General features: G+C 69.2%; 14 protein-coding genes. 4 read left to right on the top strand and 10 right to left on the bottom strand.

From position 1 onward, the window contains the following. Nucleotides 1-11: 11 nt before the first annotated feature. The 6 genes from IE97_RS0114535 to IE97_RS0114510 all read right to left on the bottom strand — a co-directional run bounded on the left by IE97_RS0114535 (nt 12) and on the right by IE97_RS0114510 (nt 5,002). Nucleotides 12-299, bottom strand: coding sequence for a phosphopantetheine-binding protein (locus IE97_RS0114535; protein ID WP_158708289.1), 288 nt, complete (start codon nt 297-299; stop codon nt 12-14). A 46-nt stretch (nt 300-345) separates the two neighbouring features. Beyond that, on the bottom strand, nt 346-600 hold the full coding sequence (locus IE97_RS0114530; RefSeq protein ID WP_158708288.1) for an acyl carrier protein: 255 nt from the start codon (nt 598-600) through the stop codon (nt 346-348). A 47-nt stretch (nt 601-647) separates the two neighbouring features. Next, nucleotides 648-1,454 carry an alpha/beta fold hydrolase gene (locus IE97_RS0114525; RefSeq protein ID WP_030238271.1) on the bottom strand — a complete coding sequence of 269 codons (807 nt, stop codon included), beginning with the start codon at nt 1,452-1,454 and terminating at the stop codon, nt 648-650. Between the two features lie 41 nt (nt 1,455-1,495). Further along, nucleotides 1,496-2,770 (bottom strand): condensation domain-containing protein, encoded by a 1,275-nt coding sequence (locus IE97_RS0114520; protein ID WP_030238268.1) that lies wholly within the window; start codon nt 2,768-2,770, stop codon nt 1,496-1,498. Nucleotides 2,771-3,013: 243 nt separating this feature from the next. After that, entirely contained in the window at nt 3,014-3,532 is a 519-nt protein-coding gene (locus IE97_RS38455) for a flavin reductase family protein (RefSeq protein ID WP_051704963.1), read from the bottom strand. Between the two features lie 195 nt (nt 3,533-3,727). Further along, on the bottom strand, nt 3,728-5,002 hold the full coding sequence (locus IE97_RS0114510; protein ID WP_030238260.1) for an aminotransferase class I/II-fold pyridoxal phosphate-dependent enzyme: 1,275 nt from the start codon (nt 5,000-5,002) through the stop codon (nt 3,728-3,730). 227 nt (nt 5,003-5,229) lie between these two features. Between IE97_RS0114510 and IE97_RS0114505 the strand changes: the two genes are divergently transcribed. The 4 genes from IE97_RS0114505 to IE97_RS0114490 are packed head-to-tail and all read left to right on the top strand — an operon-like array spanning nt 5,230 to nt 9,740. Then, nucleotides 5,230-5,973: a dihydrodipicolinate reductase C-terminal domain-containing protein gene (locus IE97_RS0114505; RefSeq protein WP_078603231.1), complete on the top strand. Its 744-nt coding sequence runs from the start codon at nt 5,230-5,232 to the stop codon at nt 5,971-5,973. A gap of 57 nt (nt 5,974-6,030) precedes the next feature. Next, the gene (locus IE97_RS0114500; RefSeq protein WP_030238251.1) at nt 6,031-7,167 is read left to right on the top strand and encodes an acyl-CoA dehydrogenase family protein; all 1,137 of its coding nucleotides are present in this window, start codon (nt 6,031-6,033) and stop codon (nt 7,165-7,167) included. 47 nt (nt 7,168-7,214) lie between these two features. Next, a complete protein-coding gene (locus tag IE97_RS0114495; RefSeq protein ID WP_030238247.1) occupies nt 7,215-8,387 on the top strand; it encodes an LLM class flavin-dependent oxidoreductase in 1,173 nt (390 codons plus the stop codon). Next, the gene (locus IE97_RS0114490) at nt 8,388-9,740 is read left to right on the top strand and encodes a condensation domain-containing protein (protein ID WP_030238243.1); all 1,353 of its coding nucleotides are present in this window, start codon (nt 8,388-8,390) and stop codon (nt 9,738-9,740) included. It begins immediately after the preceding gene. Between the two features lie 112 nt (nt 9,741-9,852). On the opposite strand, the gene IE97_RS0114485 is transcribed toward IE97_RS0114490, so the two are convergent. From IE97_RS0114485 to IE97_RS0114470, 4 genes are all read right to left on the bottom strand, one after another. After that, nucleotides 9,853-10,872 (bottom strand): LLM class flavin-dependent oxidoreductase, encoded by a 1,020-nt coding sequence (locus tag IE97_RS0114485; RefSeq protein ID WP_051804021.1) that lies wholly within the window; start codon nt 10,870-10,872, stop codon nt 9,853-9,855. Between the two features lie 98 nt (nt 10,873-10,970). Next, a complete protein-coding gene (locus IE97_RS0114480; RefSeq protein WP_078603230.1) occupies nt 10,971-12,320 on the bottom strand; it encodes an MFS transporter in 1,350 nt (449 codons plus the stop codon). Continuing rightward, nucleotides 12,269-13,036, bottom strand: coding sequence for a class II aldolase/adducin family protein (locus tag IE97_RS0114475; protein ID WP_030897020.1), 768 nt, complete (start codon nt 13,034-13,036; stop codon nt 12,269-12,271). Before IE97_RS0114475 ends, IE97_RS0114480 begins: the two co-directional genes overlap by 52 nt. A 102-nt stretch (nt 13,037-13,138) precedes the next feature. Continuing rightward, entirely contained in the window at nt 13,139-13,411 is a 273-nt protein-coding gene (locus IE97_RS0114470; protein ID WP_030238227.1) for a hypothetical protein, read from the bottom strand. Between the last annotated feature and the right edge of the window lie 36 nt (nt 13,412-13,447).

Raw genomic sequence — 13,447 nt, 5'->3', positions numbered from 1 at the left:
CCGGTATGTCCTCAGCCACGGGCGGCCGCCTGCGCGGAATCCAGCCAGTTCACCAGGTCGGCCAGCACGTCGTGCTCGAAGAACGAGACGGGACTCAGCGTGTGTCCGGTCACCTGCTCGATCCGTACGCACACGCGGATGGCCTGGAGCGACGTCCCACCGAAATCGTAGAAGCTGTCGTCGAGTCCCACTCGGTCGACACCGAGGATGTCGGCCATGATCCGCGCCACGTCGGCCGCGGGTGTCCCTACGGGCTCCCGGTACGGGATGTCGGTGAAGTTCTCCCGCGGCTGGATCACCACGCCCTCCTGTCGGTCCGGATCGTCCTGGGCTGCGCAACGGTCGTCACGCGCCGGCCTGCTCGGTGATGGCGGCGGCGAGTTCGTTCACGGTCCGATGGCGCATGATCAGCCGGACCGGCAGCTTGACGTCGAGCTCCTTGCTCAGCGCGACGACCACCTGGACGGCCGTCAGCGAGTGGCCGCCGGGCACGGTGAAGAAGCGGTCGTCGTCGCCGAAGTCGGCGTGGCCGAGGACCTGCTCCCATACCGCGCGCACCAGTTGCCGCATGTCCACGTCGGTACGCTGCCCGCTTTCCATCATCGGGCCCCTTTCGGAGATACTTGTCATTTCGATGGGTGTGGGTGTCAACGTACGGACCCGAAAAACTCGGCAATTGCCTTGTTCACGCTGCCGGGGTCTTCCAGATATCCGTAGTGACCACATCTCTCGATCAATTGGAAACTCGCGCCTGGAATCACCTCGGCGACCTCCCGGCCCAGTTGAGCCGGAGTGATGAGGTCGTCCGCGAACGCCACCACCGCGCAGGGCCGCTCGATCTTCCGGTAGGCGTCGAGACGGTCCGGCATGGCGGAGAGCGCCAACTGCGCCCGGTTCGACCCGCTGACGGCGGCGGACATCTCCAGCAGGGCAAGCCAGTCGTCGATCCGCTCGGCGTTCGCGAGCGTGTGCGGCGACAGGTTCTGCATGGCTCTGACGACCGCCTTGTAGGAGGCCGGTAGCCGAGCCGCCGAGTCATGGAGCGCCAGTTCCGCCTCGGCGAGGGCCCGCCGCAGGACGTCCGAGCGACCGCGCGTGGCGATCAGTACGGCGCGGTCGACCAGGTCCGGCCTGGACAGGGCGAGCTCCTGGACGATCTGCGCGCCGAGTGAGTGACCGACGAGGCGGCACCTGCCGAGGCTGAGCCGCTCGATCAGCGCGGCGGTGTCCGCCACCATGTCCTGCACGGTGAAACCTTCGGCACACGGGTCGGAGGGCGCGATACCGCGGTTGTCGAAGGTGATCACCCGGTACCCCGCCGCAGTGAGGTGCGGCACCTGATGCAGGTGCCAGACCCGTCCCCCACTTCCGCTTCCGGCCACCATCACAACCGGCTCGCCCGAGCCGTGTGACGCGTAATGAATCCGGATACCGTTAACCGTCGTCGATGCCATGTCGCTTCCCGGTCGCGCTCAACAACTGAGGTCTCGATCAGCTATTGGCCGGCGGCCTCGCTGAGCAGCGTCTTGTGGATCGTCGTCAGAATCTCCGACACCGCGTCCCGTCCGATCCCCCTGGCCCGCAGCCGGATCGCCCACGCGTCATTCCCGTTGTCCGTGACGCGCAGGTAGAAACGGGGCCCGAGGGCGAGAAAGACCGGCTCCCAGGTGAGCTCCCCCTCCTCCCTGCCGAATTCCTCGAAGGCACCGGGATCGCCGGAGCTGCCTGCGACGACGTGGTTGAAGGCCCACGTCGACTCGTTCATGGCGATGTGCTGTGGGAAACGGCTGCGGATCGCCGCGATGGCGTCGTGGTCGAACATGCCGTTGCGATAGGCCTGCAGGCTCCGCATGGCCAGCGGCCGGGCCAGGTCTTCGAAGGAGCCCCCCTCCTGGACCCCGATGTGCAGGGGTGTCCACTGGTTCATCGACGTGACGTGATCGACCCAGGGGTGGCCGTGCCGGTTCGACGACGCCATCCGCATGGGGATCGACCGCACGCCTTGGACCTCCGCGACCGCACGCGCGTAGGCAGCGAGCAGGACGACGGACACGGAGAGACCAAGCCGGGTCGCGAGCTGTTCGGCCGCGACACGGGAGCGGCGGGATCGCAGGCATCCCTGGATCACCTCGGTGCCGCCGTCACCGTGCTCGGGCGGCATGCCGCCGTCGATCGACGCGGTGAGCGTCTTCTCCCAGTGCCGTTCGGCCGCAAGCCGCTTGGCGCGGAACTCGTCCGAACGCTGCTCCTGGGCCGTCCGGATCAGGCTGTATGCACTCTCCACCGGCGTTTCCGGGGAGGTCAGGGCCGTCATCAGATCGTCCCAGAGGATCTTCTTGGCCGTTCCGTCCGCGAGGATGTGGTGGTTCACCATCGCCACGTGCGTCGCCTCCCCGTCCCGGGTGAGGATGCTCGCCCGCCACGCGTACTCGGACCACAGGTCGAACGGCTGGTGAGCCATGTCGGTCGTCATGCCACGAAGCTCATGCTCCGTGGCACGGCCCACCTCGACCACGTCCGCGGCGGTGCCGGGGTCCTCGTGTACGACCTGCCGCGGGAGCGCCGGATCGGATATGTCGTAGACGGTCCGCAGCGACTCGTGCCGGAACGCCAGAGTCCGCAGCGCCCCGTGTACGGCGGCGACGGGCGCCGGAGCCGGAAGGGCCCACAGCGTCTTGAGGTTCGACTCGTGCCACCGCTCCACCGGGAGGCTCTGGACGGCTCGCATCACAGAGAGCTGCCCGAACGAAAGAGGGCCCTTCGTGCTCATTGCGTCTCCTGCGTGAATCGGTGTGTTCCGGCGGTGCCGTCCGTCCCCTGCTCCTGGGGTGCGTCTTGTGGACCGGCATCTGGTGACGAGAAGGCGATGGCTGCGGACCGGTGGGCCGACGCAGCGATGAACCGGGACACAGTGGAAGGCGTTCGAATGCCAGCGGGCCCCGTGGGATGTCGAAAACGTACCGGCCCCCGCCGGGAATGAGCGGCAGCGGCAGCGGCAGATACGCGCCCCGGCTCAGAGTCCGGCGGTCTGCACCGTCGGTACGGGCAGCAACCGGTGACCGTGGTAGACGACGGGCTGCCGCTCCTCGTCGTACGCGCTCGACAACACGCGGCCGACGAACAGCAGATGGTCCCGTACCGGCTGCACGCTCTCCACGGCGCACATCACCGTGACGGCCGCGCCGGTGAGGACGGGCTGGCCGTGCCGAAGGGTGTGCGCGACGCTGTCGAAGCGGGTCTTCGCGTCGCCGGCGGAGAAGTGGCGGCAGAGTTCCTCCTGCCCCTGAGCCAGTGCGTTCACTACGAAGGCTCCGCTGCGGCGGATGTGCCCAGCGGTCCGGCTGGTCTGTGCCAGCGACACCAGCAGCGACGGCGGCTGTGCGGACAGGGAGAGCAGGGCGTTGGCCGTACAGCCCACCGGTCCCTGTTCGCTCATGGTGGTGATGACGGTGACGAAGGTGGGGAGGTGGGCCATCGCGGCCCGGAAGTCCTCATCGGATGCGGCCTCGGTCGAGTGGGCCGATGCGGCCATGGGGAATCTCCTCGCTGACGTGCGGGGCTCGACGGAGCGGATGGTGACCGCAGGCGGTCTGGGTCCGCTCCGCTGCTCGCAGATCGTTCTCGCGGGAGTGCTCCGGTGTGCCCGGCGGCGCGGCGGCCCCCACGGAGCGCGACGCTGCCAACCCTAGGTATGGCTGCCCCCTATGAGCGGCAGTCGGACCGGCAGTTACCTCGCCAGCAGCTTCTCGTAACCGACGAGCCGCATGCAGGCGGTGACACCCATGATTGCCTGCACCAGCTCGTCGAGGGTGGGGTAGCTGGGTGCGATCCGGATCACCGAGTCGTCCGGGTCCTGGCCGTGAGGGTGGGTGGCGCCCGCGGGAGTGAGCACGATGCCCGCCTCGGCAGCGTGGCGCACCACTGCGCGGGCACAGCCGTCGAGGACTTTCAGGGTGATGAAGTAGCCGCCTTTCGGCTCCGTCCATGTGGCGAGCCCGGTGCCACCCAGCTCGGCTTCGAGGATGCGCACGACGGCGTCGAACTTCGGCCTGAGCTTGGCGCGATGGCGTTCCATGTGCGCGTGGACACCGGCTTCGTCCTTGAGAAACAGCGCGTGACGCAGCTGGTTCACCTTGTCCGGGCCGATGGTGCGCTTCGCGGTGTTGGCCAGGAGCCAGGCGACATTGTCCGGGGAGGAGCCGAAGAAGGCGACGCCACTGCCGGCGAGGGTGATCTTGGAGGTGGATCCGAAGACGAAGGCCCGGTCGGTATGGCCGCTCCGCGCGCAGGCGGCGAGCAGATCGCTGATCTCCACGCGCTCGTCGGTCAGGTGGTGCACCGCGTAGGCGTTGTCCCAGAAGATCCTGAAGTCCGGGGCGGCGGTGGACATGGCGGCGAGCCGGGCGACGGTCTCGTCGCTGTAGCTGATCCCGTCGGGGTTGCTGTACTTGGGCACGCACCAGATGCCCTTGACCGAGGAGTCCTCGGCCACCAGCCCCTCCACGACATCCATGTCCGGACCCTGGTCGGTCATGGGGACCGGAATCATCTCGATACCGAGGCGTTCGCAGACGCCGAAGTGCCGGTCGTAACCGGGAACGGGGCAGAGGAAGGCGATGCGCTCGTCGTCCACCCAGCGGGACTTGGCTCCCGGCAGCGCGCTCAGCAGCGCGTGCACCAGACAGTCGTGCATCAGTTCCAGGCTGGAGTTGCCCGCGGCCACGAGCTGCTCGACGGGGACCTGGAGCGGTCCGCTGAAGATCTCCCGCAGCTCCCGCAAGCCCTGCAGACCACCGTAGTTGCGGCAGTCCACGGCCTCGGCGCCGAAGTACGTGTCGCCCGGGAGTGTGAGCAGCGGCAGGGAGAGGTCGAGCTGGTCCGCGGCCGGCTTCCCACGCGTCAGGTCGAGGGAGAGGTGCTGCCCCACCAGCTCGGCATAGTCCCGCTGCGCGCGATCTCGGTGGGCGACGAGGGTATCGGTGCTGAGGGTGGTGGGATTGATGGTGATCTCCTTAGGGCACACGGCACACGGAACGAGACGTCGCCAGCACCTTACAGAGGCCCGTCCGCAGGTGTCCGACGCTTTCCTGGGGATGAGCACCGCCCTGATCATCTGCCTCTCCAACTGCCGCCCAGGGCATCCGGGCGTGACTAACGTGCTGCGCCGAGGCGAGGCATGAACCCGCCGCTCACCCCGGTCCCTGCCCGGCTCCCCTGGAGGACGCCCCCATGCCCTCTCATCAACACTCCCAGGAGCGGCCGCTCCTGGTCGGAGTGGTCGGCGCAACCGGACGACTGGGGTCGAGCATCGTCGGGGAATGCGCCCGACGCGGCATTCCCGTCACCTGGACGGCGACCAGCAAGGCGTGGGGTGCGACACCGGCGTCGCACGACGAGCCGGCCCGCCCGCCCACCGTGGTCATCGACGCCAGCCGCGGAGCCGTGCTGCCGCGGACAGCCGCGCACTGCGAGGAGACGGGCGCCGCGCTGGTGGCCTGCGCCTCGGACCTCGGTCCCGGGGAACTGGCGGCCGCGAGGGAGCTGTCCGCGCGGGTGCCGGTCGTACGTGCCGTCAACCTGTCCGTGGCGCACTGGCTGCAGTGCCGGCTGGTGAGCACTGCGGCGCGGATCGCACGGCGGCTGCCCGAACTGCCCGCCGCCGCCGTGCTCGAACGCCACACGGCGGCGAAGCGGGACCGGCCGAGCGCAACCGCGCGGGCGCTGGCCGGCACCTGGGACGAGGTGCTCGGCGACGGGGCGACGAAGGAGATCGCCTCCTACCGGGCCGGGCTTCCCGTGAGCGAGCACGCCTTCGATCTCACCTTCTGCCACGAGACGCTGACGCTCCGTCATGACGTACGGGATCTGGGAGCGGCCGTCTTCGGCGCGCTCACCGCCGCTTCCTGGGCACACGACGCCGCGCCCGGCTATCACTCCCTCACCGATCTCTTCGACCATCTCTTCCTTCGGTGAACTCACCGGACCACCGGCCCCTCGGACATTCCGCACCCCGCGAGCAGGAGCGCACACATGACAATGATCCGGCACTTCGACTCGCCTGAGCAGGCCGAACTCTTCGCCGTCGTTGAGCAGGTGGCGGACGAGGTGATCGCCCCGAACGCCGCCCAGTACGAGGCCAGGTCGGAGTACCCCCGCGAGATCGTCGGGACTCTCGGAGAACTCGGCCTGATGGGGTTGCCGTTCCCGGAGAAGTGGGGCGGTGGAGGCCAGTCCTACACGTTCTACCTCCAGGTCCTCGAACGCCTCTCCTACGGCTGGTTGGCCGCGGCCGAGTCCGTCCACCTCCAGGTGCTGGCCTGCCACGGGCTGGCCCAGTTCGGCAAGGACCCGCTGCGCGAGGCCTACCTTCCGAGGATGCTGCAGGGCGAACTGCTGGGCGCCAACTGCATGTCCGAGGCGGAGGCCGGATCCGACCTGGCCGCCATGACCACCGAGGCGCGGCCCCAGGACGACGGATACGCGATCTCGGGCATGAAGTCCTGGGTCAGCCACGGCGGTGTGGCGGACGTATACAACGTCTACTGCCGCACGGGCCGCTCCGGGGTGGGCGGTGTCTCGTGCTTCCTGGTCGATGCCTCGCAGACCGGTGTGCAGCCCCTGGCGCACATCAGCAAGATGGGGGTCAGCGCACTGCCGACGGCCCAGATCGGCTTCGACGACGTGCGCGTACCGGCCGAGCGGATGATCGGCGGCAGGAACCGCGGAATGCTCGTCGCCGCCTCGGTCTTCGACCACGGGCGCCTCGGCATCTCCGCCTGTGCCATCGGTCTCGCCCAGGCCGCACTCGACTACGCATGCCAATACGCGAAGGAGCGACGGCAGTTCGGCAGCCCGGTCATCTCCTTCCAAGGCGTCTCCTTCATGCTCGCCGACATGGCGACCCAGATCGCCGCCGCACGCGCGCTGATGCTGTCGGTCGCCCGTCTGAAGGACACCGGCCGTCCGATCTCGACCGAAGCCGCCAAGTGCAAGCTCTTCGCCACGGACATGGCGATGCGCGTCACCACGGACGCCGTCCAGGTCCTGGGCGGCTACGGATACACCCAGGACTACCCGGTCGAGCGCTGGATGCGCGAGGCGAAGTTACTCCAGATCATCGAGGGCACCAACCAGATCCAGCGCGTGTCCATCGCCCAGAGCCTGTGACGACCGCTCACCGCTCCACGACCTCGCTACCGCCCGAGAGGAACCCCATGCCCACACCCCTGCGATTCGGTTGCTTCCTTGCGCCGTGGCACCGCCCGGGAGAGGACCCGAACCTGCTGCTGCGGCGCGATCTGTGCACCACGGAGCTGGTGGACGAACTCAACTTCGACGAGATGTGGATCGGCGAGCACCACACCGGCGGCTGGGGCACGGTCACCGCACCCGAGCTCTTCATCGCGGCGGCCGCCGAGCGGACCAAGCGGATCAAGCTTGCCACGGGCGTTACCGCCCTCCCGTACCACCACCCCTACATGGTCGCCGAGCGCGCCATGCAGCTGGACAACCTGACCCGCGGCCGGTTCATCCTCGGCGTCGGTGCCGGATCCGGGGCGGCGGACATGCACATGCTGGGCGTCGCTCCCGAGGACACCCGGCGCCGTGTCGAGGAGTCGATGGACACCATCCTCCCTCTGCTGCGCGGCGAGACCGTGACGCGCGAGACGGACTGGTTCACGCTCAGGGACGGTCGTGTCCAGCTGCGCCCCTTCAACCCGGGCGGCTTCGAGATCGCGATCACCAGCGCCTCCACGCCCTTCGGCATGAGGCTGGCGGGCCGTACGGGCATCGGGGTTCTTTCCAACGCCTCCGCACCGTGGGGCGCCGCGCGCGCCGGCCACAGCGTCGGTGTGGAGCGACTGGCCGAGCAGTGGCGTCACCTGCAGGACGCGGCGAGCGAGGCCGGTACCCCCTGCGACCGGAAGAACTGGCGCCTGGTGGTTCCGGTCCATGTGGCGGCGAGCCGGGAGCAGGCGATCGCCGACATCCTGCCGGGCTGGCTCCGCGACCGCGGCGAACTGTGGGCGGACACCATGGGCTTCCCCGTCGCTCGCGGCGAGACCAGTGCCCGCAAGGCCTTCGAGACCACCGTGGCAGCGGGAGGCATCCTCGTCGGCGACGTGGACGACGTGGTCGCGGGCATCCAGAAACTCCAAGAGGCCACCGGAGGGTTCGGCACCCTGCTGATCACTCTCCAGGACTGGGCCACGCCAGAGCGCTCCCACCACAGCCTGGAACTCTTCGCCCGATTCGTCGCGCCCCGCTTCCGGGGGTCCGCCGACGGTCTACTCGCGTCCCAGTCCTGGGTGGCGAGCAACCGGGTCGCTTTCCAAGAGGCCCAGTTCGCGGCCCGCAGCAAGGCCATGACGAAACGCGAGGAGTAGATGAATCACCACGGCATGAAGGCGGTCCCGTTCTCGGGATCCGGGGACTGGGAGGGGCCTGCCACCTGGGGGCAACAGGGCTTCTGGGACAGCCTGAAGAGATACGACTGCACGTCCTGGTACCGCAATGTCGCTCCCGTGTGGACGGTGCCCGAGGGCTGGAGTCTGGCGGACGTCTTCCAGCTGCTCGGCTCGACCGTCTCCCGGTACGAAGGGCTGCGTACCGACGTCAGGGAGGGTGCGGACGGCCGGCTGCGCCAGCGCGTGCGCGGTCGCGGCGAGTTCCCGGTGGAGATCATCGAGGCCACAGACGAGAGCGACTTCGCGGGCCATGCGGCGCGGCTGCGGGCGCTGCCGATGATCGGCAACGGCAAGCTGCCGTTCGCGGCAGCCGTCGTCGTCGAGGAGGGCAGGCCCCGGCAGCTGATCTGGGCCATCTCGCATCTGGCCGTCGACGCGTCCAGCGTGCGGGTCCTGCTGAGCCATCTCGACGAGCCGCGGCAGGGGCCTCCGCCCCAGCCGAAGGACCAGGCCGAGGCGGAGGCCGGTGACCGGCTCGCGCAGGCAGCGGAGCGCTCGACGACCGCATGGCTGCGCGCCCTGGCCGGTGCGGACCTCCCGTTCGTCGCCCGGCGGCCAGAACCCGGAGCGGGGGGCATCATCCAGGAGACGCTCACCTCCAGGCCGGCGGCCACCAGACTGGAGGAGCTGACCGCCGTACTGGGCACGGACGCGTCGGCCGTGCTGCTGGCGGCGGTGTCCGTCGCACTGGGCTCGCACCTCGGGCTGCGGTCGCTCCCGCTCCAGGTGGTCACCTCCAACCGGCACCGGTCCGACACCGAGGACTATCTGGGCGTGCTGGCGCAACTGGGCCCGATGACGGTCGACCTGAACCCGGACCAGAGATTCGGCGACGCCGTCGGACAGGTCCGCCGCAGGTCGTTGCGCGCGTACAGCAGCGCGCTCTGGTCGCCCGCGGCGCTCGACAGCGCGCTGCGGGGCACCGGCCGGTCGGCGGACGAGGTGCTGGGGGCCACGTGCACGTTCAACGACGTTCGGGGCGGCTTTCCCGCCGTGATGGATCACCCGGCGCAGCCCGATCCGGGCAAGGACCATGCGGTCCGTCCGCTTCCGTGGTGGCCGTACCAGGGCGGCCGGTGCGGGATCGCCGTCGCGGGCGACCAGGAGCTGCTGCAGTTCGCGGTGCGCGCCGACACGGCGTATGTCGCGCCGAAGCTTGCCCGCTCATTGCTCCCGGCGATCGACACCGTTCTGCGTCTGGCCCATGAGCGCACCGACGCACTCGTGGGCGAGCTCACTGCGACCGTCGCGGGTGAGCTCGCCGACCGCTGACCCCTTGCTCGACAGCACGCGCGAGCAGGCCCCGGTGCGTGAGCCGGAAGTGTCCTTCCGGCTCACGCACCGGGGCCTGCCGACTGCCCAGGCATACGCGCGGGTCGGCCGGCTACTCCCGGCTCTTCAGGTCGGAGATCACCACCGCGGTGTGGCGGAAGTCCTCCTCGGTGAGCAGGCCGCCCAGCAGCACCGTGCTCACACCGAGCTCGAGATACCGGTCGAGGTAGTCGGCCACCCGGCGGTAGCTGCCCACGAGGAGCGGCATCGTACCCTTGTCGGCGCGGTAGGCGCCGGTCCAGTACACCTCGTCGTAGACATCGCCGTCGGTGGCGAGAGTCGCCAGCCGCCTGCTCCAGTCCGACTCCGACTTCTTGCGCATCACCGTTTTGAGCTGCGCTAGCCGGTCCGACGGGTACAGGGTCCTGGCGGCCTCCCATGCCTCGTCGTCCGTCTCCCTGGCGACCAGGCCGACGCGGATGCCGATCGCAGGACCGGCGGCGCCCGCCCGGGGCGGCGACTGCAGAAACGTGCGGGCGAAGGTGTCGACCGGCTCGGGATGGGTGATGGCGATGTCGGCCACGGCGGCGGCCCGCTGGGCGGCGGGAGAAGAACCCGCGACGAAGACGCGCGGGCGGTCCACCGGATCCAGCCGCGAGTACGTCCGCAGCCCCTGGTACCGGTAGAACCTCCCCTCGTGGACGAGCGGTTCGTCCGTGGCGAGCAGGGCACGCAGCACCGCGATGTACTCGACGGCCCGCTCGTAGCGCTCGTCGTGGTCGAGGGATTCGCATACCTGGCCCAGCTCTTCCTGGGCCGCGCCAGTGATCACGTTGACGTCCACCCGGCGCCCGTACAGGCGGGTCAGGCTATGGATCATCTTGGCGGCGGTGAAAGGCGGTATGGCGTACGGCTGCAGCGCGACCAGCGGGACGACGGTCTTGGTCTGTTGGAGCACCGCCCCCGCGACAGCCCAGGGATCGAGGTTCTGATGGTTGTAGAACGCGAGCAACCCATCCACCGCGTGCTGCTCCGCCAGCCCGGCGAGCTCACCGATGAGGGGGAGAGGCGCCCCCTCGCGCGGGTGCGGCGAGAGGGCCGTGCCGTAGACGTCGAAGCGACGTCGAAGCATGATGCTTCCTTCCTTGACGTGCGGAGGCCGCCCGGCCGGGACGACGGACGACGGGCGGCGCTGCTTCACTGCGGCGGAGATGACTACTCCGTCCGATGTCACTCCGGCCGTTCGCCGTCGGAGCGAACGGCCAGCCAGAGACAGAGCGCCAGCGGCGGCAGGGCCGCGAGCGTGCTCAGCACCTGCCAGCCCAGGCTGGCGAAAAGGATGCTGGACGAGAGCGAGGACATGGTGACGAAGATTCCGGTACCGCCCTCGACCACGGCCTGGACCCGGCCTCCCGCGCCGGGCGGGTAGCAGCGAACCACGTAGGAGCTTCCCGCCACGTAGAGGAAGTTCCAGCCCACACCGATCAGCCCCAGCGATACGACGAAGGCCGCGAGGCTCGTGCTCGCCGCGCCCACCAGGCCGCCTGACGCGAGGATCGCGGAGCCGAGGATCGCGGTACGGCGTGCGCCCAGTGCGGTGTTCAGCCAGCCACTGAAGAGCGACGGGGCATACATGCCCGCCATGTGCCACTGGATGACCATCGCGCCCTGCGCCTCGGAGTGCCCGGCGTGCGCGCTGCCGAGAGGACCGGCCGCCATCAGCAGGGTCATGATGCTGCCCGCCACCGTAATGACGGCGTAGGCGGTACGGAAATCCGCGGTCTTGACCGCGACCCGGATCCGTACGGCCTCGACGTGCTCCTTGGGACCGGACGTGCCCTTGGCGTTCTCCCTGATGGCCAGGACCAGCGGGATCACACCGGCTGCGAGCACCGAGACCAGCAAGTAGGAGCCCGCGTACCGGGTGCTGAGCAGGCCGCTGCAGGCGGTCGCCGCCAGGGGCCCCGCTATCGCCGCAACCACACCGCCGCACAGCAGGATGCTGATGGAACGCTCACGCCGGCCGGGGGGCGCTGTGTCTGCGGCCAGATAGCGGAAGTAGCCACCCGTCGCCTTGTAGGCGCCGACGATGGCGGTACCGAGGCAGAGCACGGCGAAGTTGCCCGCCTCGATGCCCCGCATGGAGACCAGGCCGCCCACGACGGCGAGCACCGCCCCCGTGATCAGCACCTTGCGGTGACCGAACCGGGTGCTGAGCAGGCCCGCGGAGAAGTTGGAGATCATGGCGACCACTCCCATGAGGGTCAGCGGCAGCGTCGCCAGCCCTGCGGTCGGGGCCAGCGAGAGGCCCACGATCGCGGTCAGCGTCAGGTCGACACCCACTCCCATGTAGAAGAGGAATTGACATCCCGTCAGGAGAGCCAGGTTTCGGGTGTTGCGACCGCCCTCGGTCGCCACGGACTGTGCGGCAGGGACGCCTGCGGGCGACTCGTCCGACTGAGCGTCCGGTTCGGTCGTGTTGTCCACGCGGGTCGTTCTCCTCTGCTGCGGCGGGGCGGGCGTGATACTCAGGAAGGACGCGCAAGCTTGCGCACACTCCAGACCGCGGCCTCCGGCCATGTGCGGTGCACCTGGCCGACGGCGTAGTCCCAATAGGAGCGGACCGCCAGGTCACCGTAGATGAATTCGCGCTTGGCCCAGACGTCATCGGGCGTCGACGTGTGGTAACCCCCGGGGACCTGCTCGGCGATCAACTGGAGGCGGCACGCGCGCTCCAGAGTATGCGCGTGCACGGTGGCGTGGCGGATGGACTTCCCGACGATGACGCCCCCGTGGTTACGGAGCAGGGCTGCGGGATTGGCGCCGAGCGCCTTGGCCACGCCGCGGGCGGTCTCGATGTCGAGAATGGTGTTGCTGGTCATCGTGAACCGGTCGAGGCGGTCCTCGAAGTACGCGCCGTCGTGCGACACGGGCCGCAGTGCCAGGTCGGTCGCTCCGAAGACCAGGGTGTAGGGCGCGTGGCTGTGGACGATGGCGTGGACATCCGGGCGTGCCTCGTACACCGCTTGGTGCAGGGGCAGTTCCGGCGGCGCCATGGCGGGCGCCGGTGCGTCCGGGTCCAGCGGAGCGACGATCACGTCCTCCGGTGCGCACTCGTCGAACCCCTTGAGTGCTCCCTTGATGAGCATGTGGTCGGACCCGGGCACCCGGGCTGACACCTGCCCCTGGTTGAAGTCGTCGTGACCGCCGATCGACAGCGAACGTGCCGCGATCGCCACCTGGATCCGCAGTCGCTGGACGATAGGGGGCAGGTCGACGGACGTATCCGCTGTCATCAGGTCTCCTTCGGCAAGTGAAATGGGGCACCCGGTCCGGATAGGCGACCAGCGCTGCCCAGGCGTCGGCTGCCTGGGCTCCAGCCGCGGGTTCGGTACGGCTCAGGCCTCGCTGGTCGCGCTCACACCCTGCTCGACCATGTAAGTCACCAGCCCTTCGACGGACTGGAGGAAGCCCGTGTCCTCCTCCAGGTCGATGTAGACGCCGAACTCCGTCTCCACGGCGTCGATCAGCCGGAGGTAGGCGAGCGAGGTCAGGCCCTGCTCGGTGAGGGTGACGCCACTCTGGAGCGCCTGCGCCTCGCTCACGACGCCTTCGCTGGCCGTCGCCACGAGCTTCGCCGTGCGCTCCATGAGCAGTTGGTGGTTGGACATCGGGATCTCCTTCAGTTCTGCAGGGAACAGGAAAAC

Origin of the sequence: Streptomyces sp. NRRL S-455, assembly GCF_000717875.1 — a bacterium.
Taxonomy (GTDB): domain Bacteria; phylum Actinomycetota; class Actinomycetes; order Streptomycetales; family Streptomycetaceae; genus Streptomyces.
The sequence above is the reverse complement of the archived record's forward strand: the minus strand, read 5'-3'. Positions and strand labels throughout refer to the sequence as shown.